Origin of the sequence: Desulfuromonas sp. (assembly GCF_002868845.1) — a bacterium.
Lineage (GTDB): Bacteria > Desulfobacterota > Desulfuromonadia > Desulfuromonadales > BM501 > BM501.
In genome coordinates this window covers 74657-91926 of the sequence record NZ_PKUB01000022.1, presented here as the reverse complement: position 1 = coordinate 91926, position 17270 = coordinate 74657, and the positions used below count along the sequence as shown (strand labels likewise).

Below are 17270 nucleotides of genomic sequence, written 5' to 3'. Positions count from 1 at the left end.
GGCGTCCCCTCAGGACGTTCCGACCATAGACCCGCAAACGAGGTGGACCGTTCGTGCTCCGGCACGTTCGGGACGAACCCTCTCTCTTCAGGGCAGCACTGGCTTGTGATGATCCGTCACAATACCGGGTGCGGGTGGCCCTGTCTCTTCACAACAATCCAATCACCATCTCTCTTCGGGCACACTGCTGCCTGGCTGCCTTCCTATCTCCGCGACAAAAGTCTCTTTTGTCTGCCCACTCCTTTGTCACGCCTGCCGCAGGAACCCCAGCTGATCCGGGTCCACACTCTTCTTTATGGGGGAGGTGGATCGTTTCGGCACGACTTCAACCTGCAAAGGAGGCTGCATGTCGGACGAATGGCAACGCCAAATCAGAGAGTTTGTCAACACGATCGACAAACTCAAGCAACACGTCAACCTCACCCCCGGCGAAGAGGAGGTCCTGCGCACCACGAAGACCACCTGGGGGACCACCCCCTACTTCGCCTCCCTGATGGACCGTTACGATCCCGCCTGTCCGATCCGAAAACAGGTGATCCCCTCGATCCAGGAGCAGCAGAATCGCTACGGCATGAGCGACTACCTGATCTGGAAGGAGAATCGCGACACCGAAGAGAAGCGCCCCGACAGCATCGCCCGCCAGTACGTCGACCGCGTTGCCTTCACCGTGACCCAGACCTGCGGCATCTACTGTCGCCACTGCTTTCGCAAGGAGCTGGTGGTCGACGGCGACCTTCAGCTCAACTTCGACGTCGACGAGGGGCTCGCATGGATCGCAGCCCACCCCGAGGTGCGCGACGTGCTGGTCACCGGCGGCGATCCCTTTCTGCTCTCCGACGAGCAGCTCGAATACCTGATCCGCAAGCTGCGCGAACTGCCTCACATCGAGATGATCCGCTTCGGCACCCGCCTGCCGATCGTGCTGCCCCAGCGCATCACACCCGGCCTGAAAAAGGTCCTCGGCGCCTATCACCGCGTGCCGATCTGGGTCAACACCCAGTGCAACCACCCCGGGGAGATCACCGAGATCACCGCCCGGGCGGTCTTCGACCTCCTCTCCTGCGGGGTCAACGTCGGCAACCAGGCGGTCTTGCTCAAGGGGATCAACGACGACGTTGAAACCTTCCGCGCCCTGCACCAGAAACTGCTCTCGGTTCGCATCAAGCCCTACTACGTCTTCTACTGCGAACCGGCCCCCGGAATCGACCACTTCCGCACCCCGGTGGAAAAAGGCGCCGAGCTGATCCGCGATGCGCTGCGCGGCCACACCACCGGCCTCGCCCAGCCAATGCACGTCATCGCCACCAACATCGGCAAGGTGCCGCTGATGCCCGACTACTACATCACCGGCAAGGATGCCCAGTGCTATCACCTGCGCAACCACAAGGGCGAGGCGACCTCGATCCCGAACATGCCCGAATCGTCCGGGTCTGTCTGAAAACACTTGAAAGCGCTTAAATGGGGAGGGACACCATGATCACCTCGAAGAAATCGGACCTTGGCGGCACAGAAGAGGCCCTGACCGGCGGGGAACCCTGCGAGTGGCAAAGGGAACTGCAGCACAACGTCACCACGGTGGAAGGGCTCGAGGAATACCTCCCGCTGACCCCGGCAGAGCGCCGCGACCTGGAACAGGTCACGGCCGCCCACCCGATGAACATCCCCCGCTACTACCTGGAGCTGATCGATCCCGGGGATCCGCACGACCCGGTACGCAAGATGGCGGTACCGGCCACCGAGGAACTGATCGTGGCCGGCGACATGGGAGCCACGACCGGCGACCCCTATGGCGACGACAAGCACGACAAGGGCAACGGCATCCTGCACAAATACCCCTACACCGCGCTGGTGGTGACGACCGAATACTGCTCCATGTACTGCCGTCACTGCTTCCGCAAGCGCATGGTCGGCCTGCCCAACGATCAGACGGTGAAGAGCTTTCGCCAGGCCGCAAGCTACATCGCAGCGCACCCCGAGATTAAAAACGTGGTCATGTCGGGCGGCGACCCGCTGCTGCTGCCGACCAGCGCCCTGAAAAGCATGCTCTCGGAGCTGCGCGGCATAAAGCACCTCAACTACGTGCGCATCGGTTCGCGCGCCCCGGTGGTCTTTCCGATGCGCTTCTTCGATGACGAGTTGATCGAACTGCTCGCAGACTTCAACCGCGAAAAGCCCCTCTACCTGCCGACCCACTTCAACCACCCCAGAGAGATCACGCCGACCGCCCGAGAGGCGGTGCGGCGGTTGCGCAGCGCCGGGGTGACGGTCAACAACCAGGCGGTTCTGCTGCGCGGGGTCAACGACGCGGCGGATACCCTGGCCGAACTGATGGACGGGCTGCTGCGGATCGGCGTCAACCCCTACTACCTTTACCAGTGCATGCCCGTCACCCGCGTTCGTCACCACTTCCAGGTACCGCTCAAGGAGGGGGTCGACCTCGTCGATGCCGCACGCGCCAAAATGGACGGCTACGCAAAGCGCTTCAAGTTCATCATCGGCCACGACATCGGCAAGCTCGAGATCTGCGGGCGCATCGACGACAAACTGATCCTCAAGCAGCTGCATGCCCGCCCTGGGCACCAGGACGAATCATCCCGCATGCTGGTGCGCAGGCTGACGGACAACGGCGGCTGGCTTGACGACCTGCCTGAGTGCTCACTCTCCTCCTGAGGGGAAGAGGGCCCATCCCTTGATGACAGGCGGTTCCGCCTCCTGTTCATTTTCAGCGAAGACAATGTAAATACGCATTCTCCCGAAAAGCCCCCAAACTAAAACAACGAAGGGGGATGCCACCCGGCATCCCCCTTCCATCATTCCTATTCAGCTATTCTCGGGGTTGGTCTATCCGCCCACCACCTCGGTCCGGGTAAAGACGGCACGCAGGGCGATCCCCTGCCCTTCGATGTTCTCCCTCGCCCCCTCCTCGCGGTCGACGAGGGTGACGATGCCGACCACCTCGAGCCCTTCCTCGCGGGCCCGCTCGACCGCCTTGATGGACGAGCCGCCGGTCGTGGTGACGTCTTCGACGATAACGACCCGGCTGCCGGGGGGAAGGTTCTTGCGCCCCTCGAGCCACTGCCCGGTGCCGTGCCCCTTGGGCTCCTTGCGGATGATGAAGGCAGCCGTCGCATGTCCCTCGAGGCAGGCGGCGATGCTGGTGGCGGTGGCGATGGGGTCGGCGCCGAGGGTCAGGCCGCCGACGCCGTCGATGGGACCTGCGAACTGTTTCACCTCGTCCCAGAAGGCCTTGCCGACGAGGAGGCCGCCGCGGGCGTGCAGCGTCGTCTGCTTGCCGTCGAAGTAGAAGTTGCTCTTGCGGCCCGAGGCGAGGGTCACCTCCCGCTCCTCGTAGGACAGCTCGCGAACAATCGCGATAAGTTATGCGCGGTCTTCCTGGGTCATGGCATCTCCTCCGGAGAAATGTCTAAAAACAGGGGGTTGGGTTTTAAGTTTTAAGCTTTAGGTTTAAGGGTTTCTTGCTTCAACTTGACACCTGTCACTTAACACTTCTTTTCAAAACAGCCCCAACTGGCTGTCGTCCTTGAGGCGCGGGAACTTGACCGGGTACTTGCCGCTGAAGCAGGCGTCGCAGAAGACCTTGTCGCTGCCGGCACTGGCGCCGGCGGCGTCTCCCATCCCCTTCAGGGAGAGATAGCCGAGGCTGTCTGAGGTGACGTAGCGGTTGATCTCCTCGATGGAATGGGAGGAGGAGATCAGCTCCTTGCGCGTGGGGGTGTCGATGCCGTAGAAGCAGGGGTAGCTGGTCGGCGGGCTGGAGATGCGCACATGAACCTCCTTGGCGCCCGCGTTGCGGATCATCTTGATGATCTTGCGCGCCGTGGTGCCGCGCACGATGGAGTCGTCGATGACGACCACGCGCTTGCCCTGGATCACCTCACGCACCGGGTTGAGCTTGATCTTGACCCCGAAGTGGCGGATCGACTGCTGGGGCTCGATAAAGGTGCGGCCCACGTAGTGGTTGCGGATCAGACCGAGCTGGAAGGGGATGCCCGACTCCTCGGCATAGCCGATCGCCGCCGGCACCCCCGAATCGGGGATCGGGATCACCACGTCGGCGTCGACGGGATGCTCGCGGGCGAGCATCCGCCCGAAATCCTTGCGCACCCCGTAGACCTGCTTACCGAAAATGATGCTGTCAGGGCGGGCGAAGTAGATGTGCTCGAAAATGCAGGGGGTCGGCCGGACTTCCTGAAAGGGGCGGTACGACTTCAGCCCCCGCTTGTTGACTACGACCATCTCCCCCGGCTCGATCTCCCGGATAAACTCGGCCTCGATGAGGTCGAGGGCGCAGGTCTCAGAGGCGACGATGTAAGCGCCGTCGAGCTTGCCGAGGACGAGGGGGCGGAAGCCGTTGGGATCGCGCACCGCGACCATCCGGGTCTCGGTGAGAAAAACGAGGCTGTAGGCGCCCTTGACCCGCTGCAGGGCCTCGGCGATGCGCGCGGAGAGGGAGTCGCTCTCGGCCCGCGCCAGAAGGTGGATCAGGACCTCTGTGTCGGCGACGGTAGAGAAGATGGAGCCCCTGTGCTCAAGCTCGTTGCGCACTTCCCGGGCGTTGACCAGGTTGCCGTTGTGAGCCACCGCAATGCTGCCGCGCTGGTAATCGACCATGATCGGCTGGCAGTTATTGAAATCGTTGCCGCCGGCGGTGGAATAACGAACGTGGCCGATGGCGCTTTTGCCGGGAAGACTCTCGAAGATGGAATCGCGCTTGAAAACGTCGGCGACGATGCCCATCCCCTTGTGGGCCCGCAGCCGGACCCCGTCGGAGGCGACAATCCCGCAGCTCTCCTGGCCGCGGTGCTGGAGGGCGTAAAGCCCGAGATAGGACAGGTTGGCCGCCTCGGGGTGGCCGAAGATGCCGAATACGCCGCACTCATCGTTGAACTTGTCAAACATTCAGACTGCTTGCTCCTCTGCGCCCGAGGGGGGGCGAATCCCTTGGAAAAACAAACGGTTTCCGGCCATCCTTGCCGCGGCCGCGATCGGCCTCAGTTTATCACAGCCATGGAACGGAAAGATAGCCTTCCCGATTCATTAAAGAAGTTCCTCGCGGATAAAACGCACCGCGTTCTGGTAGAGCCACAGTCCCATCCCCTCCTCGGGCAGGTCCTCCTCCCGGGTCCAGCGGGGGTGGTGGGTGCGGTGAACGTACGCCTCGGGGTGAGGCATGAGTCCGAACAGGCGGCCGCTCTCGTCGCAGACCCCGGCGATGGCGTTCTGCGAGCCGTTGGGATTGAAGGGGTATTCCATGGTCGGCCCTTCGTACCCGGGATCGGAGTACTTGAGGGGAGCCAGGTGCCCGGTCTCGATCCTCTCGAGGGCCTGGGGGGATTCGGCCACGAACTTGCCCTCGCCGTGACGCACCGGAAGGTAGATCCCCTCCAGGCCGCGGGTGTAGATGCAGGGCGATGCAGAATCGGCCTTGAGGTAAGTCCAGCGGTCTTCGAAGCGGCCCCCGTCGTTGAAGGTCAGGGTCGCGCTCTGGCGCCGGTAGTCGCCGTCGAGAGCCGGAAGCAGCCCCATCTTGACCATCAACTGGAATCCGTTGCAGACCCCCATAACGAGCTTGCCGGCCTCGATGAAGCGGCGCACCTGGTCGATCAGGTGCCCTCCCCCCTTCACCGGGGCGTTGAGCAGCCGGTTGGCCCCGGCCTTGGCACTGCCCAGGTCGTCGCCGTCGAGAAAACCGCCGGCCAGGTTGAGGAAGTGATAGTCGTCGAGACGGGCCCGGCCGGCCAGCAACTCGGCGATATGGACAATATCGGCGACGTCGGCGCCCGCGATTCGGCAGGCGTGGGCCACCTCGCGCTCGCAGTTGGTGCCGTTGCCGGCGATGACGATTGCTCGAACTTGCTTGGACATGACTACAGCTCCTTGAGTGGCGACTGCCAGGCCTGCTTGAGGTCATCGATATCGGAGCGGACCAGGATTTCCCCGGCCAGACCGGTGATGCGCAGCTCGGCGTCTTCCCGGACCGCCCCGAGGGGGGAAAGGTCGCACTTGGCGAAGAGGGCTTCGAAAGCGTCCTTGTGTTCGGGCCGCACCGTCACCAGGAACCGGCTCTGGGATTCTGAAAAGAGAACCGCGTCTTCCCGCATTTCCCAGTCGGTCATCACCCCGCGCAGGTCGACGTCGAGGCCGAAGCCGCCGGCGAAGGCCTTCTCGGCCAGGGACACGCCGAGGCCGCCGTCGGAGAGGTCGTGGCAGGAGGCCAGCAGCCCCTTGGCCTGAGCCCGGTTGACCGCCTTGAACAGCTTTAACGCGTACGGGCCGTCGACCCGCGGGACGTTGCGCCCCAGCTCGCCGAGCATGGCGTAGTATTCGGAGCCGCCGAGTTCGTTGCGGGTGATGCCGAGCAGGTAAAGGAGGTCGCCGGGGCGCTTGGCGTCCATGGTGACCGCGCGTCGCACGTCGGCGATCTTGCCGATGACCGAGAAGAGAACCGTCGGCGGGATGGAGATCTTGGTGTCGCCGATCTGGTAGTCGTTCTTCATCGAGTCCTTGCCCGAAATCAGCGGAACCCCGAAGGCGACGCAGTAGTAGTAGAGGGCCTGGTTGGCCCGCACCAGCTGGGCCGCCTTGTACTCGCCGTCGGGGGTCTTGTCGCTGAGGACCGGGTCGCACCAGCAGAAGTTGTCGAGGCCGGCGACATGCTCGATGTCGCCGCCCACCGCGACGTAGTTGCGCAGCCCCTCGTCGATGGCGCAGGCCATCATGTGGTAGGCGTCGATGTCGCTGTAGCGGGGACAGATGCCGTGGGAGACGACGACCCCCTCGAAGGAGTCGAGCAGGGGCCGGAAAACGGCGGCGTCGGAGGGACCGTCGTTGGCCACTCCGGTAAGGGGTTTGACGACGGTGCCGGCCTGCACTTCGTGATCATAACGCCGCACCACGCTCTCCTTGGAGCAGATGTTGAGCTGCCCCAGCAGGTGCTGCAGGGTGGCCTCCATGTCGAGGGGCTGTGGCTGGGAGGGCTCTTTGAGGTCGGGGGCCTGCCAGCGGGCGGGGATGACCATCTGCGGCACGCCCTCATGGAGGAACTCCATGGAGAGGCAGGTCACGGTCTTTCCCTCGTAGAGGCAGTGGAAGTAGCCCGAGTCGGTGAAGGTGCCCAGGTCCGTCGCCTCCACGTCCATCTCGGCCGCCAGGGCGATAAACTCTTCGAGCTTCTCCGGCGGCACCGCCATGGTCATGCGCTCCTGGGCCTCGGAGATGAGGATCTCCCAGGGCTGCAGACCGGGGTACTTGAGGGGCGCCCGGTCGAGGTGCATCTCGAAGCCGCCGGTATCCTCTGCCATCTCGCCTACCGAGGAGGAGAGCCCCCCGGCGCCGTTGTCGGTAATGGAGTTGTAGAGCCCCTTGTCCCGGGCGATAAGGAGGAAGTCGAACATTTTTCGCTGAGTGATCGGATCGCCGATCTGCACAGCGGTCACCGGGGAGCCCTCGTGAAGCTCCTCTGAGGAGAAGGTGGCGCCGTGGATGCCGTCCTTGCCGATGCGGCCGCCGGCCATGACGATGTGGTCGCCGACCTGGACCTTCTTCTCGTGGCAGGGCTTGCCGTTCAGCTCGGCGGGCATGATGGCGGCGGTGCCGCAATAGACCAGGGGTTTGCCGGCGAAGCGCTCGTCGAAGACCAGCGATCCGTTGACGGTGGGGATGCCGCTCTTGTTGCCGCCGTGCTCGACCCCCTCGACCACCCCTTCAAAGATGCGCCGCGGATGAAGCAGGCGCGCCGGAAGGGGCTTGTCGAAAAATGGCGATGCGAAGCAGAAAACGTCGGTGTTGAAGATCAGCCGCGCCCCCATGCCGGTGCCGACGCCGTCGCGGTTGACCCCGACGATGCCGGTCAGGGCGCCGCCGTAGGGGTCGAGGGCGCTCGGGGAGTTGTGGGTCTCGACCTTGAAGACCAGACTCCAGTCGTCGTTGAACCGGATCACCCCGGCGTTGTCCTTGAACACCGAGAGGCAGAAGTCCTTTTTTCCCATCTTTTTGCGCACGTCGCGGGTGGCCCCGACGATGTAGGTCTTGAACAGGGAGTCGATGGTCTCGAGCTTGCCGGCCTCGTCCCGGTACTCGATCTTCGCCGAGAAGATCTTGTGCTTGCAGTGCTCGCTCCAGGTCTGGGCGATGGCCTCCAGCTCCGCATCGGTGAGGCGGGCGCCGAGGCCGGCCTTCTTGCGCGCTGCGATCACGCCGGGATCGGCGATGTGGGCCTGGATGGTCTTCATCTCCTCGAGGTTGAGGGCGAGCATCCCCTCGCGGCTGATGGCCAGCAAGTCCTCGTCGGAGACCTCCAGGTCGAGGTGGCGCACCGTAGGCTCGGCGCCCGAGGTCACCCGGGGGATGGAGACGGGCAGGCCGCGCTCGGGGTCGAACTCCTCCCGGGAGACGATCGTCCAGCGCTGGATCAGGCCGTTGCCCAGAAAGCCGGAAGCGATGCGCTCGGCGTCCTCGCGGCGCAGCTTGCCGCGCAGCAGATACTGCACCGACGTGTAGACCCCCTCGCCCGGACCGAAGGGACGCCCCGAAATGTACTGGATCGCCTCCCTGGCGGTGCGCCCGACATTGTCGGTCACTCCGGGCCGGAAACCGACCTCGATGAGGATGTCGAAATCCCGCGCCAGAGGAGCGTCGACCGCCGCCTCCTGGATCACCGGGTCCGAGAAAGGCCCGCGGGCCGCAGCGGCCACCTCCTCCTCGCTCAGTTCGGCATCGACGGTATAGACATCGATGGTGCGGACCCCGTCCAGCTCCAGGCCGAGGTGATCGCGGATCTCCTTTTTGACCCGCTCCCCCCGGGCGTCGAGCACCCCGTCCTTCAGTCCCACGACTATGCGCCAAGCCATAGTTCTCTCCCCGGCGTTACTGCCGTTGATTCCCAAAAAGAAAGGGCAGGTATCTCGACTCCCCCTGCCCGGCTTCCAGTTCTACAATCCTCGTGAGGTTCGATCGGCCTTGATTGCACCCTGCCGCCGCCCGGTTTGCGGAACGATGGTTGCTCTGCGATGCGTCGCGATAGGTGGTCACAGCTCGAGACATCCTTAGAGGTTGGCCCCAAAGGGCCTGTTTTAAAATGGTTTTCCTAGGCCGCAAAGCAGGCGCTGACACGATCCTGAGTGCCGACGTGCAGCTGCGGTCCGCAGAGATTCTGGCCCCCCAGAACTTCCCGGGCGGCGTCTTCGGCGAGGCGGGGGTCGTTGTTGGTCTCGCTCAGATGAGCCAAAAAGATCGCCTCCAGACCGTCCCAGAGCAGCCCTTCAAGCAGCTGGGCCGAGGCCCCGTTGGAGAGATGACCGTGGTTTCCGCGGATGCGCTGCTTGAGATGCCAGGGGTAGGGTCCATCGCGCAGCAGCTCCTCGTCGTGATTCGATTCGAGAATCAGCACCCGGCAGTCCCGAAGGCGGTCGGCAACCAGCCGGGTGGCGATGCCGAGGTCGGTGGCGACCCCGACCTTCCCCTCCCCGGCCTGCAGAACGAAGCCCACGGGGGAGGCGGCGTCGTGGGTCAAGGGGAAGGCCTCCACGTGAAGGTCCCGTAGAACGATCTCGGAGCCGACCTCGAATTCGCGCAAATCGTCGATCCGACCCAGGCGGGGCAGCGCACGGCGGGTCTCGGGGTGAAGATAGACGGGCAACCCGAAACGCCTCGCCAGCGGTCCGACGCCCCGGCAGTGATCCTGGTGCTCGTGAGTGACCAGCAGTGCGTCGAGATCGGCGGCGTCCACCCCGATCCCGGCCAGCCTGGCCGAAAGCTCCCTGGCCGACAGGCCGGCGTCGATCAGGACGCGGCTCTCGGGGGTTTCGATATAGACAGCGTTTCCCTTGCTGCCGCTGGCCAGTAAACAGACGCGCAAAATCCCTCCTCGCTCCTTGGCGGGCGATGTTTATATAGCGAACTTCGCCCTGCCCTGCAAGGGAAAACACCATTTTCCGGGGAGAAAATCCCCCTGCCCCTCCCTGACGTCCCTCTTCTTGGACCTGCATCATGAAACCCCGCTCCACAGCTTCCGCCGTGTCGGCATTCCGTCCCCGGACCCGTCCTCCGGAACGGCCGGTTTTTACCGTTGCATTATTCCCGGTCTGCGATACATTTTGAGGCGTCCTTCCGCCTTGTCCCGTTACGCTGCTCTTCCCTCCTCCTCCGGGCGATTTTCCGCCGCGCGGTGCGGCATGTGAAAAGGGGTTGACGCCTCCGGGGCGATTCGCTATCATCCCGCGGTGCTTGGCCTAATGAGTCACACCATATATATAGGTGCTTCTCCCAATCTAACCACTTTCAAGGAGGATTCCCCATGGCTACCAAAATCGCGATCAACGGCTTCGGCCGCATCGGCCGCAACGTTCTGCGCGCCGCCAAGGACATGCCCGGCATCGAGATCGTCGCCATCAATGATCTGACCGACGCCAAGACCCTGGCCCACCTGCTCAAATACGACTCGGTGCACGGAGTCTTCAGCGCCGAGGTCGAGGTCGCCGACGACGCGATTGTGGTGGACGGCAAGCGCATCAAGGTCCTCGCCCAAAGAGACCCCGCCTCCCTGCCCTGGAAAGAACTCGGCGCCGACATCGTCATCGAGTCGACCGGACTCTTCACCAGCAAGGAAACCGCCGGCAAGCACATCGCGGCCGGCGCCAAGAAGGTCATCATCAGCGCCCCCGGCAAGAACGTCGATCTGACCGTCTGCATGGGGGTCAACGAGGCCGACTACGATCCGGCCAGCCACAACATCATTTCCAACGCTTCATGCACCACCAACTGCCTCGCCCCGGTGGCCAAGGTTCTGCTGGAGAACTTCGGCATCGTCAAAGGCATGATGACCACCATCCACGCCTACACCAACGACCAGCGCATCCTCGACCTGCCCCACAGCGACCTGCGCCGGGCCCGCGCCGCGGCCCTGTCGATGATCCCGACCACCACCGGCGCCGCCAAGGCGGTCTCCCTGGTCCTGCCCGAACTCGCGGGCAAGCTCGACGGCATGGCGATCCGCGTGCCGACCCCCAACGTCTCGGTGGTCGACCTGGTGGTCGAGACCGAGAAGGACGCCACCGCCGGGGCCGTCAACGCGGCCCTTCAGGCGGCCGCCGAAGGGCCGCTCAAGGGCATTCTCGGCTACACCGAAGCTCCCCTCGTCTCCTGCGACTTCAACGGGGCGGCCGTCTCCTCCACCGTCGACGCCATGAGCACCAACGTCATCGGCGGCAAGATGGTCAAGGTCCTCTCCTGGTACGACAACGAATGGGGCTACTCGAACCGGGTCCTCGACCTAGTCGAGTACATCGCCGCCAAGTAGGCCGGCGGCTCAACGGGCAAGGGGGCAGGATCTGACGGTCCTGCCCTTTCCTTTTTCCCAACCGCTGCGGAGACAGAACATGCTCAAAAAAATGACCATCAACGACGTGGACCTCAAGGGAAAGCGGATCTTCTGCCGGGTCGATTTCAACGTGCCCCTCGACGACGGGGGAAAGATCACCGACGACACCCGCATCGCGGCGGCCCTGCCGACCATCAGGGCCATCCTTGACCAGGGCGGCCGCCTGATTCTCGCCTCCCACCTCGGCCGCCCCAAGGGCCAGGCCAACCCCAAGTACAGCCTGGCCCCGGTGGCGCCCCACCTCTCCGCCCTCCTCGGCCGCCCTGTTTCCATGGCAAAGGACTGTATCGGTCCCGAGGTGGAGGCCATGGTCGCCTCCCTCGCCGAAGGAGAGGTCCTGCTCCTGGAAAACGTCCGCTTCCACTCCGGAGAGGAGAAGAACGATCCGGACTTCAGCCGCTCCCTGGCGGCACTTGCCGACATCTACGTCAACGACGCCTTCGGCACCGCCCACCGGGCCCACGCATCGACCGAAGGGGTGGCCCGCATCCTCTCCCCTGCCCTCTCTGGCCTGCTCATGGAGAAGGAGATCCGCTATCTCGGCCAGGCCCTCGCCAACCCGAGGCGGCCCTTCGTCGCCGTTCTCGGTGGAGCCAAGGTGAGCGACAAGATCACGGTCATCGAGAACCTGCTCGCCAAGGTCGACACCCTCGTCATCGGAGGGGGGATGGCCTACACCTTCCTCAAGGCCAAGGGATACGGCATCGGCACATCCCTCCTGGAGGAGGACAAGCTCGGACTGGCCAGGGACCTTATGGCCAAGGCCGCTGCGCAAAACGTGGAGCTTCTGCTTCCCGTAGACCACGTTGTGGCGAAGGCGTTCAAAGCGGACGCCGAACACCGCACCTGCGGCAACGACGACTTCCCGAGCGACTGGATGGGGTTGGACATCGGGCCCAAAACGGTGGAAACCTACGCCGGGGCACTGAAAAAGGCCGCCACGGTCGTCTGGAACGGGCCCATGGGGGTCTTCGAATTCAAGGCCTTCTCGACCGGAACGTTCGCGATGGCCGAAGCCCTGGCACAATCCCGAGGGGTCTCCATTATCGGAGGGGGCGACTCGGTGGCCGCCGTCAACCAGTCAGGCCTCAACGACAAGATGACTCACATCTCCACCGGCGGAGGGGCCTCTCTCGAGTTCCTGGAGGGCAAGGCCTTACCGGGTATCGTCGCCCTTTCCGACAAGGATTAGATCTCCCTACCGATTTTCCGCAAAGGAGGATGACCCCATGCGCAGACCTTTTATCGCCGGCAACTGGAAGCTCCAGAAAACAATCGGCGAGGCCCTTGAACTTGTAGAAGCCCTGAAGAAACAGGTGGCGGGCGTCGATGGCGTCGATATCGTGGTGGCTCCCGTTTTCACGGCCCTGACCAAGGTCGCCGAAGCACTGGACGGAAGCAACATCTCGCTGGCAGCCCAGAACTGCTACACGGAAAAGAGCGGCGCCTACACCGGGGAGGTCTCCCCCCCGTTCCTCAAGGACGCCGGCTGCTCCTACGCCATCGTCGGCCACTCGGAGCGGCGCCAAATCTTCGGAGAGACCAGCGCCTTCGTCAACGCCAAGGTCAAGGCCCTGCTGGACGAGGGACTGCAGGCCATCTTCTGCATCGGCGAAACTCTTCAGGAGCGCGAGAGCGACCAGATGTACGACGTCCTCTCCGCCCAGGTCAAAGAGGGCCTCACCGGCCTTGATGCGGCCGACATGCAGAACGTGGTCATCGCCTACGAGCCGGTCTGGGCCATCGGCACCGGCAAGACCGCCAGCAACGAGCAGGCCGGCGAGGCACACGCCTTCATCCGCGGCCTGGTCCGGGGCCTTTTCGATGAGGAAACCGCCGAGGCAGTTCGCATTCTCTACGGCGGCAGCGTCAAGCCGGGCAACGTGGACGGCCTCATGGCCCAGCCCGACGTGGACGGCGCCCTGGTCGGCGGAGCCAGCCTGCAGGCCGACGATTTCGCCCGGATTGTCAAATTCGAGCGGGCCTGATGTTTTTCCTTTTCTCCCCGGAAAAACTGTGATAGATTTCTCAGCTGGAAAACGACATACCTTTTGAGGAGTTTGCGAGGACCATGACTTATTTTCTGATCTCTGTTCACATTATCGTTTGCATCGCCCTGATCGTCATCGTGCTCCTTCAAGGTGGCAAAGGCGCGGAGATCGGCGCATCCTTCGGCGCCGGGGCCAGCCAGACCGTCTTCGGGGCATCAGGCAGCCGCGGCTTCATCGGAAAAATCACCGTCAGCGCTGCAGTCATCTTCATGCTCACCAGCCTTACGCTGGCCTACTTCTACGGGCAGCCCGGCTCAAGCAGCATCATGCCGACCGCCGTGGCACCCCAGGCCCCCGCAACTCAGGAGGTTCCGGCCGCGATCCCGACCGAGCCGAAACCGGCCGCCGAATAAAAAAACCAGACAAGCCGGTATTTAATATTGACACCGGCAGAGCAAATAAGTATAAATATTTTCCCTTTGCCGAAGTGGTGGAACTGGTAGACACGCCGTCTTGAGGGGGCGGTGACTTAACGGTCGTGCGAGTTCGAGTCTCGCCTTCGGCACCAGTTAAAAAGCCCCAAACATGGGGATCAAGAAAGGCCCGACCGTCAGGTAGGGCCTTTTTCTTTTTCAATCCCCTGATCAGCGCCTGCATCTTTTGCCGCTGCTGAACATTGACGGCTTTCAGGATACCAGCTCCCCTCAGTACATCATCGGGGCCCCAGGGGGAAAAAATCACTCCGGGAATATCCCGCCTTAACCTTTTAGCCCACCCAACCGACTTGAGTACTTGAATCTTTGTTCGTTTTTGAGTTTAATGTGGCAAAGGAATCGGCTCTCGCCTTTTTCAAGAAACAGCCCTTTTCAAAACGAGGATCTAAACGCATGTCCTTTACTGGCGACCTGGAGCACCTGCCCATTGTTGACGTCGTTCAACTGCTGCATTCGACCAGGAAGTCGGGCACCCTTTGCGTCAAAAGTGGCAAGGGGGAAAGTCAGCTCGTTTTCAGGGACGGCTTCATCGTCAGCGCCAATCATTCCAAGAACAATATCCGCATCGGCCAAATCCTTGTCGAAATGGAGTTCATCACCACCGAAGTACTGAGAAAAGCGCTCGCGGCTCAAAAGGCTGCCGGGAAGAATAAAAAACCTCTCATAGCGACTTTGATTGAAGACGGTCAAATCGACAGGGATGATGGATACAAGGGCCTCGAATACCTGATCGAGATGACCGTCGTCGAAATACTGACATGGAAAAGCGGGACGTTCATCCTCGATGTCGATTCGATAAAAGCATCCGACGAATATGAATATTACCCTGCGAAGTTTGACCAGGATTTCAATCTGGACACCCAGAGGGTATTAATGGATGCCCTGCGAATCTACGACGAGAAGAAACGGGACGGCGAAATCGGTGACGAAGATTTTTACATCGAAGACGCCTTTGAGGAAGCGGACGAGCCCCTCCTTCCCGAGGGTGGCAACGAAGACCAGGAAGATGCCGATCCTTCGCTCTCTGCCGTCGACCTCGGTCTGGCAGACCTCGACCTGCTGGAGCAGAAAATTCCGGATGTGTTTTCCAGCCTCGGAGGTCTCGACCCGGCAGAAGGCCATGCCACCAAAGTGAGCAAGGCCCTCGAAGGCCTCGCCGTCGGCGATCAGCAGAAACTCGTATCCTTTTTGGAGGGGTTCCCCGAAGTGGCCACCGGCGCCGGCAGAGCCATGAAGGGACCACGGACCCGCCCCCTCATCCTCGTCACCGAAGACGAATTCTTGGGCCATGCCGCCGAAACGATCTGCAGGCACGAGGGTATCGGCGTTACTCTCATCGGCGATGAACTGGACCTGACCCCCGCTTTGGACCGGTCTCTGCCAGCCGGCGCCGTGCCCCTTCTCGTTTTCGATGGGCCCCTCGAGGCGAAGGATGCTTTATCCCAGGGGAAAAGAGCCGCCCTTCAGACCCAGCTCGCAGAGATATTCCCAGAGTCCCCCATCGTTCGATTCGCCCCTCCGGACGATCTCCGATCCTCCCTGCAAGCCTATCGCGATGGCATTGCAGCGGTGATTCCCAGGCCCGCCAGAGGTGAAAAAGACGAAGCATTCGCCGAGGACACCATTGAGTTCCTTGAGGCTTTCCATGCCTATTTAAAAAGGCCGTCCGAACCGAAGAACGGGCAGGCCGGCACCGAACTGCTGGGCGCTGTCGAATCACTCCGGGGCCTCAAAGATGCTTCGGAGATCTCCTTCGTGCTTCTTCGGCGTGCGGCAGAGACGTTCGAGCGGGCGATCACTTTCATTGTCGGCAGAAACGAACTGCTCGCCGAGAAGGTGATCGGGGTCGGAGGAGAGGCCGGCAAAGGCAAATCCAATTCCCTTGATCTGAGAATCCCCCTGACAGGCTCGAAGGCCGCTCTCCGCCTGGTCGAGACCGGGGGCCTGTTTTTCGGGGAAATTGTCGACAACCAGTTCACGAGACCTCTATTTGAAGCCATCGGACCGCCCCGGCATTCGGAGGCCCTCCTTCTGGCGTTGAAGATCCATGGCAAGCCCGTCGCCCTCATCTATGGGGACTCCGGGCAGAACGCGCCTTCACCCTTTCCGGGGCCGGACCTGGAGATCCTCGCGTCTCATGCGGGACTGGTTCTGGAAAACGCTCTTTGCCGCAAACAACTCAAAAAGGTCTCCCAACAGTAGACCGGATTTTTGCTCCTATTCGACAGACCAAAGGGGGTTGCAATGAACATAAAGACCTTGAACCAGATCCTAGAGATCGCCTTTGAAAAAAGGGTTTCGGATGTTCATTTCGAAGTCGGCAACCCTCCCTTCTTCAGAGGGCGCGGACAGCTGGTTCGTTCCAAACTCCAGAACCTGGCCCCCGAGGATACCCAGTTCATCGCCAGCTGCATCATGGAGCACAACGGACGCACGCTCCCCGATGCCCTCAGGGAAATCGACACATCATATTCCCTGCCGAACGGCGGTCGGTTTCGAACGAGCATTTTCCGGCAGAGGGGCCATGTCGGCATTGTCATGCGTGTCATCCCGCCCCATGTCGCCAACTTCAAGGACCTGCACCTCCCCCCAGTGCTCGGCGAGATTGTAAAGGCCCCGAACGGCCTGATCCTGGTCACGGGCCCGACCGGCAACGGCAAATCGACGACCCTGGCCTCGATGCTTCGCTTCATCAACGAGAAGTTCAATTACAATATCGTCACGATCGAAGACCCCATCGAATTTCTCTTCGCGTCGAAGAACTCCTGCATCATTCAGAGAGAGGTCGGCATCGACACCGAAGATTTCAGCACCGCCCTGAGAGCCTCCCTGCGAATGGACCCGGATGTCATCATGGTCGGGGAGATGCGCGACGCCGAAACGATCGAGTCCTGCCTCAAGGCGGCCGAGACGGGCCACCTCGTCCTTTCGACCCTCCACACCCAGAATGCCGTCTCGACCATCAACCGCATTGTCGGCAACTTCCCCCCGGAGGGACAGGAAATTATTCGTCAGCGACTGGCCGACATCCTCGTGGCAACCGTTTCCCTGCGCCTCATCAAAGACAAGAGCGGTGAGCACATCCTGCCGGTCGTCGAGGTGATGCGCTCGACAACGACCATCCAAGCCTGTATTCGGGAAGGACGCCTCGAGGAGATCAGAAAACACATCGAGAATGGCCGGGCGCAGTATCACATGCAGTCCATGGACCAGCACCTGATTCACCTGTGCAAGCAGAAGGTCATTACCCTGGAAGAGGCCAAGCGGGTGAGCAATTCGCTCGACCTGGAACGAAAACTGACCTTTACCAGCTAACGAAGGGCCGGACGGCGGGAGAGAGGCTCTATAGCGGTGGTGGTCCCGCTTCAACAAAAAAAGACCCGGTCC

At 62.2% G+C, this 17270-nt stretch carries 13 protein-coding genes and 1 tRNA gene; 9 read left to right on the top strand and 5 right to left on the bottom strand.

Going from position 1 to position 17270, the window contains the following annotated elements:
• The first annotated feature begins 346 nt into the window (after positions 1-346).
• Together C0617_RS07195 and C0617_RS07190 are read left to right on the top strand one after the other, a co-directional pair.
• Complete coding sequence (locus C0617_RS07195; RefSeq protein ID WP_291316339.1) at positions 347-1438, top strand: KamA family radical SAM protein; 1092 nt, start codon at positions 347-349, stop codon at positions 1436-1438.
• Between the two features lie 35 nt (positions 1439-1473).
• The gene (locus tag C0617_RS07190) at positions 1474-2670 is read left to right on the top strand and encodes a KamA family radical SAM protein (RefSeq protein WP_291316338.1); all 1197 of its coding nucleotides are present in this window, start codon (positions 1474-1476) and stop codon (positions 2668-2670) included.
• A gap of 171 nt (positions 2671-2841) precedes the next feature.
• Here C0617_RS07190 and pyrE read toward each other — a convergent pair whose 3' ends face one another.
• The 5 genes from pyrE to C0617_RS07165 form a co-directional block, all read right to left on the bottom strand.
• On the bottom strand, positions 2842-3375 hold the full coding sequence (gene pyrE, locus C0617_RS07185) for an orotate phosphoribosyltransferase (RefSeq protein WP_365889017.1): 534 nt from the start codon (positions 3373-3375) through the stop codon (positions 2842-2844).
• A 138-nt stretch (positions 3376-3513) separates the two neighbouring features.
• Positions 3514-4920: an amidophosphoribosyltransferase gene (gene purF / locus C0617_RS07180; RefSeq protein ID WP_291316336.1), complete on the bottom strand. Its 1407-nt coding sequence runs from the start codon at positions 4918-4920 to the stop codon at positions 3514-3516.
• A 138-nt stretch (positions 4921-5058) separates the two neighbouring features.
• Positions 5059-5886 carry a phosphoribosylformylglycinamidine synthase subunit PurQ gene (locus tag C0617_RS07175; protein WP_291316335.1) on the bottom strand — a complete coding sequence of 276 codons (828 nt, stop codon included), beginning with the start codon at positions 5884-5886 and terminating at the stop codon, positions 5059-5061.
• A gap of 2 nt (positions 5887-5888) precedes the next feature.
• A complete protein-coding gene (locus C0617_RS07170; protein ID WP_291316334.1) occupies positions 5889-8870 on the bottom strand; it encodes a phosphoribosylformylglycinamidine synthase subunit PurS in 2982 nt (993 codons plus the stop codon).
• A 236-nt stretch (positions 8871-9106) separates the two neighbouring features.
• Positions 9107-9877 carry an MBL fold metallo-hydrolase gene (locus C0617_RS07165; RefSeq protein WP_291316333.1) on the bottom strand — a complete coding sequence of 257 codons (771 nt, stop codon included), beginning with the start codon at positions 9875-9877 and terminating at the stop codon, positions 9107-9109.
• 438 nt (positions 9878-10315) lie between these two features.
• On the opposite strand from C0617_RS07165, the gene gap reads away from it, so the two are divergent.
• The 7 genes from gap (at position 10316) to C0617_RS07130 (ending at position 17198) form a co-directional block, all read left to right on the top strand.
• A complete protein-coding gene (gap, locus tag C0617_RS07160; RefSeq protein WP_291316332.1) occupies positions 10316-11317 on the top strand; it encodes a type I glyceraldehyde-3-phosphate dehydrogenase in 1002 nt (333 codons plus the stop codon).
• A gap of 79 nt (positions 11318-11396) precedes the next feature.
• The gene (locus C0617_RS07155; protein ID WP_291316331.1) at positions 11397-12590 is read left to right on the top strand and encodes a phosphoglycerate kinase; all 1194 of its coding nucleotides are present in this window, start codon (positions 11397-11399) and stop codon (positions 12588-12590) included.
• Between the two features lie 37 nt (positions 12591-12627).
• Positions 12628-13386, top strand: a complete 759-nt coding sequence (tpiA, locus tag C0617_RS07150; RefSeq protein ID WP_291316330.1) for a triose-phosphate isomerase — start codon at positions 12628-12630, stop codon at positions 13384-13386.
• 83 nt (positions 13387-13469) lie between these two features.
• Positions 13470-13802, top strand: coding sequence for a preprotein translocase subunit SecG (secG, locus tag C0617_RS07145; RefSeq protein ID WP_291316329.1), 333 nt, complete (start codon positions 13470-13472; stop codon positions 13800-13802).
• Positions 13803-13870: 68 nt separating this feature from the next.
• Positions 13871-13957 (top strand) — tRNA-Leu (locus tag C0617_RS07140).
• A gap of 319 nt (positions 13958-14276) precedes the next feature.
• A complete protein-coding gene (locus tag C0617_RS07135) occupies positions 14277-16085 on the top strand; it encodes a DUF4388 domain-containing protein (protein ID WP_291316328.1) in 1809 nt (602 codons plus the stop codon).
• Positions 16086-16127: 42 nt separating this feature from the next.
• Positions 16128-17198 carry a PilT/PilU family type 4a pilus ATPase gene (locus tag C0617_RS07130; RefSeq protein ID WP_291316327.1) on the top strand — a complete coding sequence of 357 codons (1071 nt, stop codon included), beginning with the start codon at positions 16128-16130 and terminating at the stop codon, positions 17196-17198.
• Positions 17199-17270 lie beyond the last annotated feature (72 nt).

Excerpts from the sequence above, each read along its gene's own strand:
- C0617_RS07195 (WP_291316339.1), top strand. The coding sequence starts at position 347 with ATGTCGGACGAATGGCAACGCCAAATCAGAGAGTTTGTCAACACGATC.
- C0617_RS07190 (WP_291316338.1), top strand. The coding sequence starts at position 1,474 with ATGATCACCTCGAAGAAATCGGACCTTGGCGGCACAGAAGAGGCCCTG.
- purF (WP_291316336.1), bottom strand. The coding sequence starts at position 4,920 with ATGTTTGACAAGTTCAACGATGAGTGCGGCGTATTCGGCATCTTCGGC.
- C0617_RS07175 (WP_291316335.1), bottom strand. The coding sequence starts at position 5,886 with ATGTCCAAGCAAGTTCGAGCAATCGTCATCGCCGGCAACGGCACCAAC.
- C0617_RS07170 (WP_291316334.1), bottom strand. The coding sequence starts at position 8,870 with ATGGCTTGGCGCATAGTCGTGGGACTGAAGGACGGGGTGCTCGACGCC.
- gap (WP_291316332.1), top strand. The coding sequence starts at position 10,316 with ATGGCTACCAAAATCGCGATCAACGGCTTCGGCCGCATCGGCCGCAAC.
- C0617_RS07155 (WP_291316331.1), top strand. The coding sequence starts at position 11,397 with ATGCTCAAAAAAATGACCATCAACGACGTGGACCTCAAGGGAAAGCGG.
- tpiA (WP_291316330.1), top strand. The coding sequence starts at position 12,628 with ATGCGCAGACCTTTTATCGCCGGCAACTGGAAGCTCCAGAAAACAATC.
- secG (WP_291316329.1), top strand. The coding sequence starts at position 13,470 with ATGACTTATTTTCTGATCTCTGTTCACATTATCGTTTGCATCGCCCTG.
- C0617_RS07135 (WP_291316328.1), top strand. The coding sequence starts at position 14,277 with ATGTCCTTTACTGGCGACCTGGAGCACCTGCCCATTGTTGACGTCGTT.
- C0617_RS07130 (WP_291316327.1), top strand. The coding sequence starts at position 16,128 with ATGAACATAAAGACCTTGAACCAGATCCTAGAGATCGCCTTTGAAAAA.